Origin of the sequence: Dehalococcoides sp. UCH007, assembly GCF_001010485.1 — a bacterium.
GTDB lineage: Bacteria > Chloroflexota > Dehalococcoidia > Dehalococcoidales > Dehalococcoidaceae > Dehalococcoides > Dehalococcoides mccartyi_A.
On record NZ_AP014722.1, the window covers coordinates 186939 to 207330 of the forward strand.

General features: G+C 46.8%; 18 protein-coding genes. 11 read left to right on the forward strand and 7 right to left on the reverse strand.

The features are described from left to right. The first annotated feature begins 66 nt into the window (after window positions 1-66). From UCH007_RS01030 to UCH007_RS01045, 4 genes are all read left to right on the forward strand, one after another. Window positions 67-681, forward strand: coding sequence for a hypothetical protein (locus UCH007_RS01030; RefSeq protein WP_172644170.1), 615 nt, complete (start codon window positions 67-69; stop codon window positions 679-681). Next, window positions 681-1985 (forward strand): MBL fold metallo-hydrolase, encoded by a 1305-nt coding sequence (locus UCH007_RS01035; RefSeq protein ID WP_046960819.1) that lies wholly within the window; start codon window positions 681-683, stop codon window positions 1983-1985. The genes UCH007_RS01030 and UCH007_RS01035 overlap by 1 nt, the downstream gene beginning before the upstream one ends. A 6-nt stretch (window positions 1986-1991) precedes the next feature. Continuing rightward, window positions 1992-2525 (forward strand): DUF7662 domain-containing protein, encoded by a 534-nt coding sequence (locus UCH007_RS01040; RefSeq protein WP_052753394.1) that lies wholly within the window; start codon window positions 1992-1994, stop codon window positions 2523-2525. Between the two features lie 1220 nt (window positions 2526-3745). Further along, window positions 3746-4435 carry a hypothetical protein gene (locus tag UCH007_RS01045; RefSeq protein WP_231854713.1) on the forward strand — a complete coding sequence of 230 codons (690 nt, stop codon included), beginning with the start codon at window positions 3746-3748 and terminating at the stop codon, window positions 4433-4435. A gap of 29 nt (window positions 4436-4464) precedes the next feature. Here UCH007_RS01045 and UCH007_RS01050 read toward each other — a convergent pair whose 3' ends face one another. From UCH007_RS01050 to UCH007_RS01060, 3 genes are read right to left on the reverse strand one after another with little or no spacing between them, the layout of a single operon-like run. Beyond that, on the reverse strand, window positions 4465-5145 hold the full coding sequence (locus tag UCH007_RS01050; RefSeq protein WP_012881514.1) for a response regulator transcription factor: 681 nt from the start codon (window positions 5143-5145) through the stop codon (window positions 4465-4467). A gap of 3 nt (window positions 5146-5148) precedes the next feature. Then, window positions 5149-6918, reverse strand: coding sequence for a sensor histidine kinase (locus UCH007_RS01055; RefSeq protein ID WP_156171827.1), 1770 nt, complete (start codon window positions 6916-6918; stop codon window positions 5149-5151). After that, window positions 6908-7468, reverse strand: coding sequence for a hypothetical protein (locus UCH007_RS01060; protein WP_231854714.1), 561 nt, complete (start codon window positions 7466-7468; stop codon window positions 6908-6910). Before UCH007_RS01060 ends, UCH007_RS01055 begins: the two co-directional genes overlap by 11 nt. Before the next feature lie 271 nt (window positions 7469-7739). Here UCH007_RS01060 and UCH007_RS01065 point away from each other — a divergent pair, with 271 nt between their 5' ends. The 4 genes from UCH007_RS01065 (at window position 7740) to UCH007_RS01080 (ending at window position 12714) form a co-directional block, all read left to right on the forward strand. Next, window positions 7740-9107 carry a reductive dehalogenase gene (locus UCH007_RS01065; protein WP_010935983.1) on the forward strand — a complete coding sequence of 456 codons (1368 nt, stop codon included), beginning with the start codon at window positions 7740-7742 and terminating at the stop codon, window positions 9105-9107. 49 nt (window positions 9108-9156) lie between these two features. Beyond that, on the forward strand, window positions 9157-9444 hold the full coding sequence (locus UCH007_RS01070) for a hypothetical protein (protein WP_041341023.1): 288 nt from the start codon (window positions 9157-9159) through the stop codon (window positions 9442-9444). A gap of 455 nt (window positions 9445-9899) precedes the next feature. Next, window positions 9900-11585, forward strand: a complete 1686-nt coding sequence (locus UCH007_RS01075; protein WP_046960823.1) for a DEAD/DEAH box helicase — start codon at window positions 9900-9902, stop codon at window positions 11583-11585. A gap of 166 nt (window positions 11586-11751) precedes the next feature. Next, the gene (locus UCH007_RS01080; RefSeq protein ID WP_046960824.1) at window positions 11752-12714 is read left to right on the forward strand and encodes a TerC family protein; all 963 of its coding nucleotides are present in this window, start codon (window positions 11752-11754) and stop codon (window positions 12712-12714) included. Between the two features lie 161 nt (window positions 12715-12875). Here UCH007_RS01080 and UCH007_RS01085 read toward each other — a convergent pair whose 3' ends face one another. From UCH007_RS01085 to fdnG, 3 genes are all read right to left on the reverse strand, one after another. Then, a complete protein-coding gene (locus UCH007_RS01085) occupies window positions 12876-13724 on the reverse strand; it encodes a formate dehydrogenase accessory protein FdhE (protein ID WP_046960825.1) in 849 nt (282 codons plus the stop codon). Continuing rightward, a complete protein-coding gene (gene nrfD, locus UCH007_RS01090; protein WP_046960826.1) occupies window positions 13725-14936 on the reverse strand; it encodes an NrfD/PsrC family molybdoenzyme membrane anchor subunit in 1212 nt (403 codons plus the stop codon). An 87-nt stretch (window positions 14937-15023) separates the two neighbouring features. Next, window positions 15024-18005, reverse strand: a complete 2982-nt coding sequence (gene fdnG / locus UCH007_RS01095) for a formate dehydrogenase-N subunit alpha (RefSeq protein WP_046960827.1) — start codon at window positions 18003-18005, stop codon at window positions 15024-15026. Between the two features lie 380 nt (window positions 18006-18385). On the opposite strand from fdnG, the gene rsmD reads away from it, so the two are divergent. From rsmD to UCH007_RS01110, 3 genes are all read left to right on the forward strand, one after another. Next, window positions 18386-18964 carry a 16S rRNA (guanine(966)-N(2))-methyltransferase RsmD gene (rsmD, locus tag UCH007_RS01100; RefSeq protein WP_046960829.1) on the forward strand — a complete coding sequence of 193 codons (579 nt, stop codon included), beginning with the start codon at window positions 18386-18388 and terminating at the stop codon, window positions 18962-18964. Then, the gene (gene coaD, locus UCH007_RS01105) at window positions 18936-19415 is read left to right on the forward strand and encodes a pantetheine-phosphate adenylyltransferase (protein ID WP_046960830.1); all 480 of its coding nucleotides are present in this window, start codon (window positions 18936-18938) and stop codon (window positions 19413-19415) included. The genes rsmD and coaD overlap by 29 nt, the downstream gene beginning before the upstream one ends. Window positions 19416-19503: 88 nt before the next feature. After that, window positions 19504-19758: a YfhL family 4Fe-4S dicluster ferredoxin gene (locus tag UCH007_RS01110; RefSeq protein WP_012881526.1), complete on the forward strand. Its 255-nt coding sequence runs from the start codon at window positions 19504-19506 to the stop codon at window positions 19756-19758. Window positions 19759-19866: 108 nt separating this feature from the next. Here UCH007_RS01110 and UCH007_RS01115 read toward each other — a convergent pair whose 3' ends face one another. Continuing rightward, window positions 19867-20355 (reverse strand): CvpA family protein, encoded by a 489-nt coding sequence (locus tag UCH007_RS01115; protein ID WP_023651854.1) that lies wholly within the window; start codon window positions 20353-20355, stop codon window positions 19867-19869. Window positions 20356-20392: the final 37 nt, after the last annotated feature.

The following is a 20392-nucleotide window of genomic DNA, read 5'->3' on the forward strand; positions in this document are numbered from 1 at the left end:
GACTGCTATGTGCGTGTCGGGGGTAATGGTTTTCGGACCGTATCCGTTAGCCACAACACACCCCTGATGGGCATCAGTCCATCGCCGGTGAAGCATATTCAGAAGGCATACGACCATGTTGAAAAGTATAGACCTTCCAGGTCGGATAGAACCAGACCCACCCCGGAAAGAGTAGCCCAGGCATGGTTGATCAAACAGGCTATCAACGATGATTTGAATCTCAAGCCATATCTGGGTTTGATCGATGTTTATGAAAAACTGCTTTTTGCTGTTGATGAAGTCTCGTTCGGAGGCGAAGGCCGCACGGATATTGTCGCGGTGGGAGTGCGCGGCGGTAGCGCCTGCCCTGTGCTGGTGGAACTGAAACCTGACCGTCAATTGACCCGCCTAATTGAACAGCTGGACACTTATGCCCAAAAGGTGGCCGAGTTCAAACCCCAGATACAAGCCATTCTGGAAGCCTGCGTAGAGAGAAGAGTAGATTGTTCATGCATCGGGAAAATGATAGTGTGGCCGTGCGCCGTTGGTGAGCCATCTCCGGATATCTTGAAGGAGTGTCGCAAGCGAAGTATAACCGTCATTGAAAGCGATGTCCCTGACTGGAATGGACAGATATCTTTCTCGTTCCATCCGGTTGGCGAGGTATATTCCCCGGTTGCTTTGGGTAAGGACCGAAAGTAATGCTATTAACCATCCATCGTGGAACCAAGGAAATCGGGGGTAACTGCGTTGAACTATCCACGGAGAACACGAGGGTAGTTATTGACCTCGGTATGCCGCTGGTAGATGTGCGGGGCGAACCATTTGACAGTTGTGAACTTGAGGATAAAAGCATACCAGAACTTGTAGATGGGCGTCTATTGCCGAATGTGCCAGGTCTGTATGCCGGCGAGGACAAGGCTGTTGATGCCGTCCTGCTGTCGCACTCGCACCAAGATCATTATGGTCTATTGCGGTATATTAACCCTGAGATTCCTGTCTATATGACTGAAGGCGCTCAAGTGTTAATAAACGCATCCGATCTTTTTATTCCCACGAAAGCCAACATACAAAAACCAATGGTCTTTGAAAAGCGAAAATCCTTAACTATCGGAGATTTTACTGTTGCTCCAAGGTTGGTTGACCACTCGGCTTTTGATGCTGTGGCTTTCCTTATTGAAGGTAAAGACAAAAAGATATTTTATTCAGGTGATTTCCGTGGTAGTGGCCGAAAGCGAAGACTCTTTGAATACATGATTAATCATCCCATAAAAGATATAGACTACCTCTTGCTTGAAGGTTCTATGCTAGGAAGAGTAGAGGGTCCCTATCCAGATGAAGAGTCAGTTGAACATAAACTCGAAAGCACGTTCAAGAATAAACAGAATATTGCTTTTGTATTTTGCTCTTCTCAGAATATCGACCGGATTGTATCTATTTACAAAGCTGCTAAACACACGGGCCAGACGATTGTAATAGACCTATATACTGCCTATATTCTGGATAGTCTAAAATACATATCAAAGAGACTCCCTCAATATTTTTGGGAGGATATCCGGGTAATATACTTCAAATATCATGCCAAAACTCTGGTGGATAATGGATGCCTAAGTTTCCTATATAAGTGCAATAGAAACAAAATCGAAAAAGTAAATGTGAATCGAGATAGAAATAATATTGTGATGATAACCAGAGATAATTACGATTTTACGAAAATTCTTGATTATATCGATAATGCTTCAGGTGTGAAAGCGATATATTCAATGTGGGAAGGTTATCTGGAAAAGAGTGGCCTGGAAGAAAAACTGCGCCAGCGAAAAATTCAATTGGAGAGAGTGCATACTAGCGGCCATGCCACGAAGCAAGACCTTAAGCGATTTGTAGAAGCAATGAAACCGGGGTGCCTGATTCCCATCCACACCTTCTACCCGCAGGACTATCAAGACCTGTTCCCTGATACTCCGGTACGTCAGTTGGAAGATGGCGAAATGCTAGTTCTGAAATAGGTGAATATGGGGAAATACAGCACTTTAGGCGGCTATCTTATAAAGCATGCCGGGGTATCGGTAGACCTGACGTTTCAGGAGATTGAACGGATACTGGGATTTTTCTTGCCAGCTTCAGCATATCAGCACCGCGCATGGTGGGCAAATACAGAATCACACCCACAGGCGAGGGCATGGATGGACGTCGGCTGGAAAGTCATCAGCGTTACTTTTACCTCCCGACAAGTTTCGTTGGCGCGTCCGCTGCTTCTTTTTTTTCAGCGTGGTCAAGGACGTGACAAGGAGATATCATTTACCGTGTCTATGGAAAACGGGGAACTGGCGTTCGTGTTATCCGGGCAAGTGGCTTCAGCAACCATCACTTACTCGTGGCAGCAGGTTATCCAGACGCTGATAAAGGACAATCCTCATTTGTTTGGCAATATCACTACTGAACCCGACCACCATGTTTTTCCGGATATGCTAGCCAAATTAGGTTACACAGTAATTAATTGGGAAACGGGAGAATCATGGAAAGGAAAAGAGTATAAGGGAATCTAGGCTCTTGATACCGATGCTACGAACACAAAGAATTACAATCTCAACTAGGCCAAAAAGACGTTCGTATCTTATTCCATTTTTTCATAAACTGAACGTGAGCTCAAACGTCTTAGTTCTGTGTATTGTACACTACTGCCCACCATTTTTTAAACGTAAAACAGCCCTCATGATTTAGTTTCATGAGGGCTGTTTTTATTGGTGGCACTAATTTGGCACTAAACTTTTTCAACTGGTCGATTTTAGTCAGTCAGAATAATATCAATACATCAGGAATTTGGGCGAAGTGCTTTTATCGGCAATATTTATGTAGACAGCTGCCAGTATTTCCTGCCATTTTTTGGTCTAAATGGTTTAAAGTGTGCCAAATGCAGAGTAAACTATTATTGTGTAAATATAAGTAATTAATACCATACTATACTCAAAAAGGATTCCAATGTCAGGTATTGGCGATATTATACTTGCTTGCATATTTATTATTACGACTGTGGATAGATTACGCAAAATTCCTTAATAGTTTAATGCGGAGAACTTATATATGCAATTATCATCTCTATTTTGGGTGAGTATTATTGTAATATTGTATGGTTTATATTTTCTGATATTTCGTAAAAAGGAACTGAATCAGGGAAAAATAACTGATAGAGCTTCTGTATATATGCTTATTGCGGCAGGTATCGTGGGTCTTATATTTTCGTTTATACCTTAATGATTTTAAATGCGGAGTGATTGATGCGTAACAGAGCGAAAAATACCGCCAAAATATTTGTTTTTGTTGCTGCGGTTATTATAATCACAAATATTATCCTGCTTTGTGTATTAGAAAATCCTTCACTGAATGTAAAAGGCTGGTTTAATGACATACTGTTTATTCTTCTATATATTGGCGGAATAGCATTATTATCCGTAAGCTATTACATTAAACCCAGAGCTTCAAATGACCCTTCGAAAAAACCAATCCTTGATATGTATATTAATAAGTGCCTGATATACCTGTGTGTTACTCTTATGGGTTTTATTTACTCTTTTGTCGAGACTTCGCTTGTACACTCATTATTTCTATATTTTATGTGCAGCTTAATATTTATAATAGATTATCCATCCAATAAGAACTGGGCGAAGTGGTTGAAGACACAGCTGGCTAATAATGAACAGGGATAGATGCGGAATACATTTAACTACAAAATACCAAGGCCAAAATAAGAACTTGAATGAGATTAGATATGAAAACTAGAAGAAAATTACCTGTTTATAAAATGATGATATTTTTCTTGAGCATATATCCAATTCTCTATGTCTTTACAGGTGTAGGCAGTGAACCATATATTACCATCAGAAATTTATCTGAAACACTATACCAAGCGTTAGTGTTTTTCCCAATCGTTATTTTTGTTTTGACTTGGGTGATACTAATAAGAGACGTATTTCATAATAAGACGGTAGCAAAGAACCAAAGGGCTTTTTGGGTGTTTTTATTGATTGCTGGTCATTTTGCAGTTTTCCCTTTCTACTGGTATTTCCACATATATAAAAATTCCAAAGAATCTGTTGCGGCTGTTACTGAAGAACCAGTCAAAGTGCAGCGAGGCCTTTTTGAAGGAAAATCTGCGGGTTTTAAAATAATGCTGCTGGTGGGCGGATTATTACCTTTTGTGTTAGGTGTGATAGGTGGTATAGCCCGTGTTTTCTTGAATAACGAGGGATTATTTTATACATGTGGGATTGCCAGCTATGCCGTTGGGATAGCAATTCTGGTTCTATACATAATAGATGCCACCAGAAACAGCTTGGTTGCTTCGAATCAAAAGGGGCTGTGGATAGTTCTGCTCATACTGGTAAATGTAATTGTCTTCCCTGTTTACTGGTATATGAACGTGTGGAAAGAACCGGTTAAAGAGCAGATTTTTGGCTGAGCAAGGGTGACAGCTCAGCCCTTCGGAAGTTATTCGGTAAAAGACAACCGGTATCCTATCCCGGCTTCGTTTTTAATAATGCAACCGGTCTTAAGGTTTTTTTCTATCTTGATACGCAAACGGGATACATAAACCCGTATACTTTCATCTGAACCTGGGTAGGCATGTCCCCACAGTGTATCCGATATGTCACGGTAGTCTACTATCTGTCCATTTTTCTGCAGCAGCAGGCTCATAATCATGGTTTCCACTCTGGTCAGTAGTGCCTTGTCATTTCGGAAAGTAAGTTCGTGTTTGGCGCAATCTATGGTAAGGTCACCGCATTTGATTATAGCCGTGTTTTGGCTGGTATTTTTGGATAGGGCTTTTTTGACTCTGGCCAGAAATTCGAGGTGGCGGAACGGTTTGATAATGTATTCGTCAGCCCCTTGTTCCAGAGCTTTTAATACATTTTCTTCGTCTTCACAGGCTGTGACCACAATAATGGGTGCACCGGTGATGGGGCGTATCTCATCCAGAACTTTCAGCCCGTTCATATCCGGCAGCCCCAAATCCAGCAGTATCAGGTCTGCTTTGTCGGAGTTTATGCTTTCCAATGCTTCATAGCCGGTATGGCAGATGGTGATTTTGGCGTCATGATAAGACAGCCTTAAAATAGAGCTTATGGTTGAAGCGGCGGCATCATTGTCCTCAACTAGTAGAATGTTCATTCGCTATCCTGAAGCATGATTTTCTTTTTGAGACAGACCTTTAACCGGTATGGTAAAAGAGAATTCACTGCCTTTGGGTTTTGCCGGATTATAGATAATACTGCCTCCATGGGCCTCAACATAAAGTTTGGCAATAGGCAGTCCTAGTCCCAGACCGCTGAGGTTATTCCCGCCGCTGAGTTTGCCGTATTCGGTAAAAAGGTCGGGAATCATGCAGGCGGATACGCCCGCGCCGCTGTCAGTTACCCTGAAACGCAAAAATCCTTTTTCTACCCGGGCGGCAACTGATACGCTGTCCTCTGCCTTGGTATACTTTAAGGCGTTGTCTATCAGGTTGGTCAGTATCTGCAGCAGGCGTTCCTTGTCACAATATATATAAGCCTCAGGTGTTTCATCACAAAAGGTAAGGTGTTTATGCTGTTTTTGAAAGATGGGCGTATAACGCATTTGCAGTTCGTCCAGGATATCCTCAATGGAGTAGTTAGCCATTTTCAGTTTCAGCATGCCTATTTTACCGCGCTCAAGTTCAATCAAATCGTGAATTCGGCTGTTCAAGGTTTCTGCTCCTTCGCGGATACTGCTGGCCAGATTATAAAGTTCAGTGCCTTTCTCAGAGACATTTACCAATGCGTCACTGGCAGCAAGCAGAGGGGTGAGGGGGGTTCTTATTTCATGTACCAGAGCCTTAAGGTGGGCCTGCCTTTTCTTGGTTTCGTCCTGCAGGGCCTGCCTCAGCAGGCATTCTTTAGTATAGCTTTCAGCTATGGATTTTTCAGAGATTTTCACCTCGGTGATATCTTCCATCCGCCCGCAGATATTGGATATAGAGCAATTATCGTCATAAGACACCCACAGGGTTTCTTTTATCCAGGTGGATTTATTATTCTGGATAATTTCATATTCGGTGGTCAAGGACGAACGGTTAGCAAAGCGTTTGCATTTATCCAGATACAACCCTCGGTGTTTTAGCAGGGAATCAAAATCTTTTACCTGAAAATTGATATCTGCTTGGCGGTTTACAATAAGCTGCAGCAGCCTTTGGCATATCTGGTTGGGAGTTGCCAGAGCAACATAGGGGCTGAATATTATTTTGTCATGTTTGTCCAGAATATACAGGTATTCATCTGAGTTGTGGAAAGAGAACGGGAAAATCAGCTGGCGGGAGGTTTCGTCTTCTTCATAACTGGCAAGCTGTATCTTGGCATAAGCCTGGTCAAGTTTATCTTCTAAAAAGTGGGGCTGGGGGTTAAGTACCTCCACCGAGTAGTCAAGAGCGGTAACACTTTTAAGTTTATTTACATAACTGGTGGCTTTTTCTTCTTCGCCATTTTCCAGAATAAAGGTTATGGGGGCAGGGTAGAGACCCGTTTCAACCGGTTGCATAACCTCCAAGGTGGGCATATTCTGCCAGCAGGTCATAGTGGTAGGATTGCGGAAGATATGCCCCTGTTCTATCCGTTCCTGGTAGATAGCTGTGCCTATGGCTGCTTCGTAACAATTGTCCAGCTCTACTACGGATAACCTGCCGGCATAGTGGTTTTTAAGCTCGGTGATAGATTCATTGCACATACCGTAGTTTAAAATGCAGTATCCGTTTTCCAGGATTGCCCGTTCAATATAATAGGATAGCATCTCTATTTTTACGCTGTAGAAGCAGGAGTTGGTTATGGGGTAAATACGCACGTCCAGATTCCTGTGCTGAGCCCAGTTTTTCACGAAGTTACTCATGCTCACGCAGGTGACTATTCCAACCTTGTTATTTTCAGTCTTCATTTGGTAAATCCTCGCTAAGTTTGCAGATAAGCTCCCGGAGTGATTCCGGGAAATAACAAAAAGAGAGCCTGTCTTTGTTCTGGTGCTGGTAGATAAAGGGTACGCCCCCTGCTATGACACTCAGCCCGGCGTCTTTGAAACAGGATTGCAGTTTCGCCAGTTTATCAATATGGTGAAAAAGGGTCAGGCTGACAACAGCCTTTGGATAAATCTGCCCGGCCATCTGCCGGATGTTGTGTTCGTCAAGCTCCAGTACCAGCGGCCTGAATCCGTTCAGTTTAAGATAGGCTTTCAGCAGGGTAATACCCGGCGGGATATAGGATGCAGGGCTGAATATGGCTACAGGAGCGCAATCACGGTCTATTATCTGAGCGTTGTCGGCTTTATTTTGGATTATGCCGATAAGATTCCTGGCCTCGTTATGCTGAATCAAGCCCTGTTTGTAGTTGTCAAACATCTGTTCAGCCAGATCAATCAGCTTCGCAGTTTCCGAAGGGAGAACAGCGCGAATGGCTTTTTCAAGTTCAGCGGATTGGGTTCTGGTAATCATACTGCTTTCTGACAGTAAATTCTGATATGCCATATTCCCATTTTATATCTATTAATCTGGTAATACAATGCACCCCCGCACGTTTAGGTAGGGTGTAACAGAACTGATACAGGGTATTACTGATTAGTATCCACTAGTTATTGAGTGTTAGATACGTGATGTAATACCATGCATTTAACACCACTTTAGGACAAGGGCGACGCGCACAATCTGCCTGGGGCCTATTCTGCAATTAAATCTTATATAGAAAGGTAAACAAAAGGGTCAGGACATGGATGGAAAAATAAACCGCCGTGATTTTGTAAAAGGTGCGGGTATTGCATCTGCTGCCACCGTTGCCACTATCATGGCAACAGCTTCAACCGTATCCGCTGAGGAACTGGTTAATCCGAGTATCAAAGCTATGGATGAAATGGGAAGTGCCTCCCTTACCCGGGACCTGCCGGAAAGTTTTTACAAAAGGATTGAAAACAAGGACGGCTATATAGGTACTACCAGAGTTATTGCCCCTACTCAAAGACTTGATGCCCGCGAACATGGTTTTTCCCAGATAGTCAGGCGCGGTTCAACCGGTGACTGGTCAGGTGAACCCGGAGACTGGGGACCGGTGCTGTTTGCGGCTGTTCAGGAAAAAAAGAAACACGCAGCTGAAATTACCCCTTTGGAAGCGGCTGATTATACCTGGAGTAATGCTTTCCAGATTGCTATGGACAGGTGGCATATTACCCTTGAGCCGGGCCGGTATCAGCAGGCACCTATAGCCGCCACTAAGGTTGAGCTTTCTCCCGAAGAAATGACAGCCCGCATAAAGAAAATCTGCCGCTGGTTTGGCTGTGAGCAGGTGGGTATCTGCGAAGTAACTGAAGATATGAAACCTTTCTTCTACAGCGTTGGCAGAACCAAGGGTACTTATACCACCGGACATGCAAATTATGTAGATGAAGGCCGTGAAATACCCTGGCCGTATCCCTACAAATACTGCATTGTCATGGCTGACAAATGTGATACCGATACTCTAAGTGCCATGACCGGACCTCTGGTTGAGGCCAGTGCTAAAATAGCCTGTTCCCAATCGGACTTTGCTCCCCATTATCTGGAATCCATAATCCGCTCACTGGGACATGATGCTAAGGCCAATATCTTTAGCGATACTGATATTATGGATACCCCCTTTGCGGTCAAAGCCGGTCTGGGTGAACTGGGCAGGAGTGGCCTGGTGATTTCACCCTGGGGCGCCCAGATGAGAATAATGGAAGTCTTTACCAACTTGCCGCTGGTTCCGGATAAACCCATAGATTTTGGCCTTCAGGAATTCTGCAAGGTCTGCAAGAAGTGTGCTGACAATTGTCCTGCCAGTGCTATTTCCATGGATGACGAACCCAGCGAAGTGGATACGGTAGTCAAGTCTATCCGCTGGTTCCAGGATGGCAAAAAATGTTTGTCCCAGAGGTTGGCTTATGGCTGTTCCAAGTGCCAGAGCGTCTGCCCCTGGTCTAAACCTGACACCCTGATTCACGAAATAGGGCGTATGGTAGGCCAGAACCCGGCCTTTGCCCCGTTCCTGGTTAAGCTGGATGACTTCTTCTATAACCGCTATCCTGAAGGGCATGCAACCGGTGAATGGGCTCCCTGGAGATAGACACGGGGTCTCTCTGAATATCAAGGTACTTTAAAAAGGAGTTGGAGATATGACAGCAATTATCTTTTTGTTCGGCTTGCTTGTCGGTATATTTGGCAGTTGGCTGTGGCATGCCGCCAAGGAACATAATATAAAACTTATCTGGGTAGATTACCTGATGATGGCTTTGTTTGTTTTGCTGGCTGGCAGCGGTATCGTCTTTGTTAATACATTTAACGAAGAATCGGTGGCCAGTGCCGCCCGCAGTTCCGGTCTGATATTCGGCTTGCTGGCTTTGCTGGTGCTGGGTATAACCTGGCAGCTTATCTGGCGGCGTAACCGCAAATCAGGCATTTAAACCACTTAGTAAGTGCTAAGTAAAGAAAGGCAGGGGGCCGTATGGTCTTCTGCCTTTCTTTTTGTATTTGGCAGGTAAAGGCTAATCCTATTTGAGTGTTAGTTGGGGTAAATTTGACATAAAAACCAGATTGTTATATCCTTAGTGGACTGCATAAGCAGGGCAACACAGATAAGAAAATACAGTAATTCGGGTTTGGCCCCAGTTTCACATAGGCCTGGCCCGGGCAGGGAAAAATCCCAGGGCTGGGTAGCTTTTCAACCGTCCTTCTAGAAGGACCGGCGTATCTACCCCCAGGTAATTACTTGCACTCCTATCTTCTGCATTCTACCCTTATAACAGGGTAGGGTAATGATGGGACATGAGATTTCCTATCTGGACAACAGTTAGAAATTAGCGGTTGTCTGACTGCTGGCAGAAGAAAATATGAGTGCCAAGCACTCAACAGGAGTTGTATGTCTTTCGAATCTTTCAATTTTGCTCCGGCTGTTATGGCTGGAGTAAGAGCCTGCGGCTATAAAGAGCCCACTCCTATTCAGGCTCAGGCTATTCCCCCCATTATGGAAGGGCATGATGTTATTGGTCTGGCTCAAACAGGTACAGGTAAAACCGCTGCTTATGCTCTGCCCATTATTCAGAAAATGCTTTCCACTCCCAGGGGACGGGTACGCACCCTTGTTATTGCACCGACCCGGGAACTGGCTTGCCAGATTTCCGATAGTTTCCGTTCACTTGGTCAGCGCGCCCGTATTCGGGAGTGCTCCATTTACGGCGGTGTAAATATGGACCAGCAAATCCGCCGCTTAAGGAGCGGGGTGGATGTAGTGGTTGCTTGTCCCGGCAGGCTTCTGGACCATATATGGCGGGGTACTATTGATGTTTGCGGGGTTGAAACCCTGATTATAGACGAAGCTGACCGCATGTTTGATATGGGTTTCCAGCCGGATATCCAGAGCATTTTAAAATGCCTGGTTCAGCCTCATCAAACTCTTTTATTTTCGGCAACTATGCCGCCGGAGGTCCGTAAGCTTACTCAGGAAAGTCAAACCAATCCGGTGACTATACAGGTTGGGACTCAAGCTCCGGCAAGCAGTGTCAGCCATAGCGTTTATCCGGTGAAAAGCCACCAGAAAACCCCTTTGCTGATTGAAATACTGAAAACAGTAGAAACTAAGTCTGTCCTGATATTTGCCCGAACCAAGTACGGGGCAGAAAATCTGGCTGACGAAATATCTAAAGCCGGTTTTACTACCGCTTCGCTTCAGGGTAATCTTTCCCAGAACCGCCGTCATGCCGTTATGGAAGGATTCCGCCGCGGAAATTTCAAAATTCTGGTAGCTACTGATATTGCCGCCAGAGGCTTGGATATTGACCATATTTCCCATGTGATAAACTACGATATGCCGGATACTCCTGAAGATTATACTCACCGTATCGGGCGGACAGGGCGTTTTGACCGCACCGGTCAGGCCCTCAGTTTGGTAACCGGACGTGATGGCGATATGGTAAGGGATATTCAAAGGCTCTTAAGCAGCCCTATTCAGCGTCTTCGGGTTGACGGGTTTGATTATGCGACTACCCGCAATGATGGACAACACCAGTCACAACGCAGGGATTTTGCCCCCCGCCGCGGTTATTCAAGTGGCGGTTACAATCGCCCTGAAATGTCTGTAAATGAGGCTTTGCAAACGGATATCCCGGCTGAGATGCCGCTAAGCCCTGCCAGACCCTATAATGCAGGTTTCAGACCGGGCCGCCCCTCAAATTCTGCTCCCCGTTTCCGCAGGGAGGGTAACTTAGCACCCCGTATACAGAGGCAGTCTTCTTTTGAGGATAGCCCTGCGCCGGCACCCAGACCTGAAGCCCGGTTTAATGACCGTCCCTCTTATAGAAAAGAGAATAGCTTTCCTATTTCCGAACAAGTGCGTCCTGCTTTCAAAAAGGAAACCGGGTTTGCTCCCCGTGAGCATAACCCGGCTGATTTTGAAAATCACGAACAGCCTTCAGGCAGGCGTCCTGCCCGGTTTAACGGCAAGGTTTCTTTTGCAGATCGCCCTGCCCGTCCGGGGAATAAAGTGGGGAAATCTCCCTTCTTTAAACGGTCAAGGAAACCCGTTTCAGAGAATAACGAAACTTACTAGAACTGAAAAGGGGAGCGTCAAAAGCGCTCCCCTTCAGCTTTTTAAGGTATTTGACGGGTCTTATGGCGGGTGTTATATTAGCCTGATTAAGATGGTATATAGACACAGGTTCTTCATTTCGTAATTTCTTTTGGAGTAACGGTATTTGGTTTAAAGGAGTATTGCCTTGTCTTTGACTGTTTTGTGGGTAATATTTGCTGTAATGGTGCTTTGTATGCTGGCGCTGGATTTGGGTGTTTTTCACCGCCGCGCCCATGAAGTAAAGACTAAAGAAGCTCTTATCTGGAGTGGTGTCTGGATTTTACTGGCCCTGATATTCGGCGGGCTTGTGTATTTCAGTTTGGGCAATGAAATAGGGCTTAATTATATAAGCGGGTATATTATTGAGTTGTCCCTTTCGGTTGATAACCTGTTTGTATTCATCATGATATTCTCTTATTTCTGTATCAAAAGGGAGTATCAGCACAAGGTTCTGTTCTGGGGTATTCTGGGGGCTATTATTATGCGGGCGGTTTTTATAGCTGCAGGCATTACCCTTATCGAAAACCTCAGCTGGGTGCTGTATATATTCGGGGCTTTCCTGATTTATACCGGTATACGTATGGTGAAAGACCAGAATAAAGAGATACACCCTGATAAAAATCCTCTGGTAAATTTTGTCTGCCGTATTTTGCCCATGACCAACAAACTCCATGGTGACCATTTCTTTATAAAAGAAAACGGCAGAAAACTGGCTACCCCCTTGATTCTGGTGCTGGTTACAATAGAGGCTATGGATTTGGTTTTTGCTATAGATTCCATACCTGCGGTTATGGCCATTACTTTAGACCCGTTTATTGTCTTTACGTCTAACATCTTTGCCGTGATGGGGCTGAGGGCTATGTATATGGCACTTTCAGGGGTAATTCAGAAACTGCATTATTTGCATTATGGTTTGGCGGCCATACTGTCTTTCCTGGGTATAAAAATGCTGATAAGTGATTTTGTTCATCTGCCAGTGGCGCTTTCCTTAAGTGTGGTGGCGGTTATACTGGCGATATCAATTGCGGCGTCACTCCTCAGGCCGCCTAAGGAAATAAAGCCGGTTGAAGTGCCTCACCCGGAGTGTCCGGTAGATGAGGGGAAATAAGTAAATAACGGGGGGCGGAAGCCCCCTTTCTTTTTTCGGTATTATCTTCCCCTGTGTGCTTTTCCAGTAAATTTCGCCTTATTAAAATGGCATAACTATGCGCTTTGGGGGATTTAGACATTCCGTATTGGCAGGGCAGGGAAGGGGGCTTAAAAGGGGTTCTAGCCGGGCTGGTAGCCCTCGTTCTGGGCGATGTTATCCAGATGGATGGAAACAGCGTCTTCAACTTCAGGCAGACACTCGCGTCCCAGCCGCCGTTCATCAGTGGTCTTGATATATGATTTGCACTTCTCGCAAACATCCACCCGCTGGTAAGGGAACACTGCAGAGTAGAAATGACGGAGCTTTTCGGCATTGGCATTGGAACAATAGGCGCATTTTATCCGGCGGTAATTCCATTGGATGTGGCAGAGTGAGCAGAACAGGCGGCGGGCACCGTTGTCCTTATCCAGCCGGGAGTAGCGGGGGCTTGAGCCGCAGAAGGGGCAAGTATTTTTATCCCAGCCTAGCAGATCTACCTGCGGTTGATAGTATTTGGCTTGGGCCGCTAAAAAAGGAGAAACCAAATTGGTCACAAAGAAGAGCAGCGTTTCGGGATTGAAGCTGGTTTTTTGGGCAAATTCAGCCAGATAGTCCAGATTATCCGCGAGTATGGCGGAAATAAAGCCGGATAATCCTTCAGGATGGCTTTCTATCAGCTTAAGCAGGGCTGGAGCGGGGAATTTCTCTCCGGCTGTTTGGGTAAAGGCCTGTCCCAGTTTAAGGCCTGTCTGGTGAAAAAGTTCGGCCGGGGGGCTAAGCGGAATACCTTTCAGTATATATTCGCCGGATGCCAGCTTGGCTATGGCATCTTCCTCTGAAATAAGGGGAGCCGGCTCCTCTTGCGAGGAAGCCGACTCCTGAATTGCAAAAACCTTCTGGTACAGGGCAAGTATGGTTTCCAGTTCCGGCTGAGCGGCCCTGTATCTTTCAATTTCCGAATTGATACGCTCCAGCCGATTAGTATTCATTTAGTTTGCCGGTATAACCTCAGGTGCTTTCTTGACCTGTTCGGGGGTAAGCCCCTTCATGTGGTCAGAATAAAGCGGCAGGTATTTGGCACACAGGCGGAATACATACATAGCCCCGGCAATAAGACCGAAGGTGAAGACGAATTCCAGTATGTGCGGGAAATAACTGCCTTCGCGGTTGGGAGCCTGAGAGATAACCAGGGTATTTATGCGGTTTAAGACCACACCCATAATTATCAAACCGGTTGCCCAGAGAAGGCCGGTGCGTGAAGTGCGGACCTTCTTTATGAAGAGCAGTATCATGGGCAGCAACATGCCGATACCTACTTCAGCTACCCAGAGTACGGTATACCAGTCACCGTTAAGGCCGGCGGCCAGGTTTCCGGTGATAGCGTAGTCAACGCCGCGGGCTGCCAGATAAACCAGCAGAATCCAGGCGATAACCAGCCCCAGTTTGGAAAGTATATCCATACGCAGAGTCATCTTCCAGGAGCGTGACAGTATAATGGAGAAGTAAGTGAGAACTGACAAACCCAGAGCCATGGCGGATACCAGGAACAGGTGACCCATCAGCGGGCCGTGCCAGAGGGGCTGCTGAGCCGGGTTAATCAGGAACAGGGCACCCAGTGAAGACTGGTGGAGGAAGGAGAGCATAATGCCGAAGATAACCAGCGGGATAATAAAGGCATGCTGCAGGTTACCCAGCTTCTTCCAGCCAATACGTTCAAAAATATTGTTGGAGAATTCGAGATAGAGTACGGTCAGGTACATCATAACGCACCAGCCTACTTCAAACATGATGGACTCATGGTTCCACATCCAGATAGGATGAACAATCCGTATGGAGCGGGCAAGATCAATCATGATGCCGATAGCGCCGATGGTGTAACACAATGCACCAATGAGAATAGCCGGCCGTACCAGGGGGCGGAATTTCTCAAAACCGAATATGTATACAATGGCAGCCATGGTAAAACCACCGGCCGCCGAGGCGATATATGCGCCTACGTCAAAGGCAACCCAAAGACCCCAGGGCCAGTTATCTGAAAGGTTGGTGATGGGACCCAGACCATAAGCCAGTTTCAACCCGGCCACGGTTAAGGCACCCAGACCAAGGATAATCTGGAGGAGTCCCCATTTGCCGAATAAAGGCACGTTGGGGTTGCCGGTCTGTTCGAGCTTGTTTACCCAGCCCTTGATGGCACTGAACATGCTCTAAAGCCCTCCCTTCCTGGAAGGAGAAATCCCTTCCGTATATGCGAGTTCGCCGTTTAATTTAGCATTCAGATACTTCATGGCTTAGTCCTCAAGTACCGTGTAGCGTCCGGTAATGGTAGGTACGGTACCGTCGGCTTCTTTTTCAACCTTGACCAGGAACGCCTTGAACTCAGGGGTGGATGAGTTGGAGTCTGCGGTGTTCGGGGCAAGTGTGTTGGCACTGTCACCCTGTGCAATTCCCATAAAGCCCCAGTGATAGGGGATAGCTACCTGATGAACAGTTTTGCCGCCAATGCTGAAGGGTTTAAGTCGTTTGGTGACAGCCGCAGCTACTGATACGCTGCCTCTGGCTGAGGTGAGTTTTACAATATCACCGGCTTTGATACCCTTTTCGCTGGCCAGCTGTTCGGATATTTCCACATAAGCGGCCGGGGCAAGTTCCACCAGGAAAGGCATATTGCGGGTTAACTGGCCGCCCAGACTATGCTCTACGGTGCGAATGGTGGTACAGATAACCGGATATTCACCGGCACTGCCCTTAGTGTCGCCCTCGAAGACCATAGCAGTCGGGTTATTCTGGGTGCCGGACAGAGCATTGTCCACCGGGCTTTCCCATGGTTCATAATGTTCGGGCATAGGGCCGTCAACCATAGCGGCAAAGAGCTGGGCGGTATTACCGCTTGTGCCTTTGAAGGGTAGTTCACCGCTCTGATTAACCGGGCCTACTTTACCGTCAACTGCGTCACCGGTCCAGCCCATACCGTTCCAGCTGACAACAGGTTTAGCCGCATTGAAGGGCTGGCCGCTCAGGTCAACTGAAGCGCGGTTGTTCAGGATACGTACATTCATCGGCCAGCTCCAGGCCCAGCCGGCATGGAAAGCACCGGTCTGTTCACGCCGTGCCATCTTGTTGCCGCTATCTGTAAAGCTGCCGATATAAAGATTATTGCCGCAGGCAACAGTTCCATCTGACTTCAGGTCTTCAGGGCTGTCAATCTGCTGCATGGAGGATACTTGATAACCGTTCATCTCTTTGGCTACGTCAGCCGCAGAGGGATTGGTGCTGTAAGTCCAGCTGAGTTTGGTAATAGCCTCTGCATTCAGAGCGCTTTCACCCTGATAAAGGGACTGAAGGCGGCTGAGCAGTGAGCTGATAATCTCAAGCTCGGATTTGGCTTCACCGACGGCATTTACGGCCTTGTTTCGCCACTGTACCCAGCGGTCGGCATTGGTTACACTGCCTTCTTTTTCGTAAGAGCAGGCAGCGGGCAGCAGGAAGACCTCGGTCTGTGAACTGATGCCTTCTTTCTTCCAGAAAGCAGCAGTTTCAGATTCAAACATGTCTGTCACTACCAGCCAGTCCAGTTTGGCCAAAGCCTGAATAGCCTGACCGGCAGCAGAACTTTCAACCACCGGGTTTGCACCCCAGGCAAAAGCGCCCTTTATCTTGCCGGCAGCCATCTGCTTGATAGCGTTTACGTAAGAATAATTGGTATTTAAATCTGTCTTGGGCAGGAAGCTGAAACCAAAGCCATTTGAGCTGGAGGCATTAGAGCCGTACCAGGCCTTCAAAAGGCTGGCTGCGTTCTGCTCGCTGGATTTAGCGGCAAAAGCAGCAAAATTGGTGTCATCTTCGGTGGGGGCAGATAAATAACCGGGCAGTTTGTTCCAGGAAACACCGTTGTCAGCAGCACCCTGTACGTTAGATTCGCCGCCCAGGGCGAATAAACCGCCGCCGGATACGCCGATATTGCCCAGCAGCATTTGAAGTATGGCATAAGCCCGGACTGTCTGAGCGCCGGAAGTGTGTTGGGTGGAGCTCATGGCGTAGATAATAGCGCCGGCCTTGTCTGCTTTGCCGGTTGCGGCAAAAGAGGCACAGACCTTTGCAAAATCAGCCTGAGAGCAGCCACAGGTTGCGGCCACCATTTCCGGGGTATAACGGGCATATTGCTTCTTCAAAAGCTGGAAGACACAATTGGGGTTGGTCAGGGTTTTGTCTATTACCGGCTCACCGTTGCTGGCTTTGGCAAAACTCCAGTTTGACTGGTCGTAAGAATGGCTGGCGGAGTTGTAACCGGTAAACATACCGCCCAAATCGGCCGGGCCCTTGAAGTTGGAATTTACTACCATGCCGGCAGTGGTGTACTCGGTAATATAAGTCAGGTTGTAATTTGCGGGGTGGGCTTCAATGTCAGCAATGACATACTTGATAAGACCGCCGGTAAAGGCAATCTCCGAACCGGAGCGGGCGGCAACGAATGTGCCGGCCTTGGCCGCAGTCCGGGTCAGGCGGCAGTCAACGCTGATAAGCTCTGCCCCTTTGCCCATGGCTTCACCCAGATGGGAGAAACAGGCAGGGTAGTTTTCAGCAGGGTTACCGCCCATGTCCAAAATAACGTTGGCATTTGAAACATCGGTCCAGCTGTTGTTCATGGCGTTTTGTCCGAACGAAGCAGCCAGAGCTTCCATTCCGGAAGCGGTGCTCAGTCTGGCCTGGCTGTCCAGGTAGACAATGCCCAGGGCGCGAAGCATCTTGGACAGCAGATAACATTCTTCGTTGTCCAGAGTAGCTCCGCCCAGGGAGGCTATTGCCTCGGTGCGGTTGACAGTCTTGCCTGCAGCATTTTTAGCCACAAACCCGTTGTTGCGGCTGGTTTTTACCTTTTTGGCAATTTCACCAATTGCCCAATCCCAGCTTTTTTCTTCCCAATCATTCGCACCGGCGGCACGGTAAAGCACCTTTTCCAAACGGTGTTTATTATTGTGAAGTTGAATCAGCGAAGCACCTTTGGAGCAGGCACTTCCCCGATTTACTGGATTATCAGGATCACCTTCCATATTGGTGAGGTTGCCGGCCGAATCGGTATAGCAGATAAATCCGCAACCGCTGGCGTCAAAGGGACAAATGGTGGTGGTTTCTTTTACCCACCGGGGGCGCGTGTCAACCATCTTGGGCTCAACACCCTTGATGGGTCCACGGAAAAGACCAGCTGTGGCAAAGAGACCCGCGGTCCCTCCGCTGATCTTGAGGAAATCTCGCCTACTAAACTGAGACCTCATCACTACCTCCTTACTAAAGGCTCTGGAGACACAATTTGTTAATATGATATACCAAGTAGTTGTTTAAACGCAAGTTAAAATCACGAATAACTTATATCCAAAGTACTAGTGCCGGGATTTAGTCTGGAATAAATATTTTGAGATTGTTTTTTTTAGCTGGGAAAACTCTGAAAATCACCTGCATTCAGGCTGAAAATGATGGAAGATATTTAAAAAAGTTTCAAATTTCTTTGGATAACCGGCATAGTCCTAAGCCTGTCAGGCCGGATTATGCTGCAGATGTTTTCAAAGTCAGCGTTTTTGCCGGAATATCTGCCCGGAACAGGATTTACACCCTTTTTAACTTGATTTGGAGTTTATATTCCGCTATTTTTTAAAGCATGAGAATTATTGCCGGAGATGCCAAAGGTAAAAACATTATCGTGCCCCAGCGGAAAGCCACTCGTCCGGCTACCGAGTTGGTCAGAGGAGCTATGATGTCCATGCTGGAGGCAATTGCTGAAGACTGGAGCGAGGTGCTGGATATTTATTCCGGCAGCGGCTCTCTGGGTCTGGAGGCACTTTCCCGCGGGGCAGGGCATGTAGATTTTGTTGAGCACGAGCGCTGTTGTTGTGATATAATAAAACAAAATTTGGAAACCATTGGCTGTGCAAGCCAGGCTCACGTTTATTGTTTGGATGTGCCCAAGGCAATAGCCTTCCTGAAAAAACAATATGACGTAATACTGGCAGACCCGCCGTACCGCAACCAGCAGATTGGCGAGGTACTGGAGAAGCTGGGGAATTCAGGGCTTATCGGTGAAAGCACAGTCATGGCGGTGACCCATTCTGCCCATCTAACCCTTGCCGAACGTTATGGGCAGCTTAAGATGTTAAAAGAACATCGCCATGGGGATAGCCTTATCGCTATATACAGAAAGGATAGCAGTTTTGATAGCCATTTACCCGGGCCGGTTTGACCCGGTAACCCTCGGCCATTTGAGCGTCGCCAGGCGCGCCTCTGGCTTTTGTGACCGGCTGATTATTGCTGTCTTTGATAACCCTGCCAAACCGGGGCTTTTTACTGCCGTCGAGAGGGTAGATTTCATCAAACAATCCGTTAAAGACATTCCCAATGTAGAGGTGTGCTCTTTCCGTGGTCTTATGGTCAGTTTCGCCCGTAAGACGGGTGCTTCGCTTATAATCCGCGGTCTCAGGGTTGGGGCTGATTTTGAGCGTGAGATGGAAATGTATGTTATGAACCGCCGCCTTGATGAGGGGATTGAGCTTTGTTGTCTTTTCTCTGAGCCTCAGTACCAGTATCTCAGTGCCTCCCTTATAAAGGAAATAGTGATGCTGGGCGGGGACTCAAGCGGGCTAATATCGGAACATGTGGCAGCAGCTTTAAAAATCAAGTTAGCGCCTGCCTAGTGTGGTATAATCAATTAATTATTTTACAGGAGGGTGTATCGCCAGAAGAAGTTTTGCTTAAGACAGATTTTGGAGGTAGAAGGAATTTATGTCGTTCAAGATAACAGATGACTGTATCAGTTGTGGAGCTTGTGAACCGGAATGCCCCAACAAGGCTATTTCGGAAGGCGAGACTATTTACATTATTGATCCTGAAAAGTGTTCTGAGTGCGTGGGTGCTTTTGAAACCCCTCAGTGCGTTGAAATCTGCCCGGTAGACTCCTGTGTGAAATGCTGCAATGAATCTCACGAAGAGTTGCTGGCAAAATGGCAGAAACTGCACCCCGGCGAAAGCCCCAAGTAAAAATAAAAAATTTTAAGGCGATCTGGATAGATTGTTTTAAATAAAACAGTAAATGCCTTAAGAGCCATCTGGGTTACGGCGGTTTAGTGTGAAGGTTTTGTATTTGCTTTAGTTGAAAAAGTCGCGGATTACTCCGAACTCATCCGGTAAAAGCGACAGAATCAGCGGAAACTTGTCAAGAAGTATCTGGGCTACGGCAGAATCGGTAATGACCGAAGCGGAGCCAAAGAACTTAACCCAGATGGCCAGCAGGGCGGCAGTAAAAATGCTGGACACCAGCAAACCGAATATTGCACCCCCCAGCCGATTTACCCAGTTAAGGAAAGTCGGCTTTATTATGGTATCAAGCAGCTTGGCAATGATGGTGGTTGTTACCCAGATAGCCATAAGTACCAGCAGGAAAGCGATTATATTTGCCCACTCCGGGCTGGATATAAAACTGAGCCATTCGGCAACTGTAGGGTAGAAGCGGCCTGCCAGTATAATACCTATTATCAGCCCCACCAGATGCAGGAAATTGCGTATTAGGCCGGTAAAAAAGCCGCTTACGGTTTGAGCGCCCAGTGCTATCAGTAAAACTATATCTAACCAGTTCATGGCTTTGATTAAAGCATATCCGCAGGGATAAACGCAA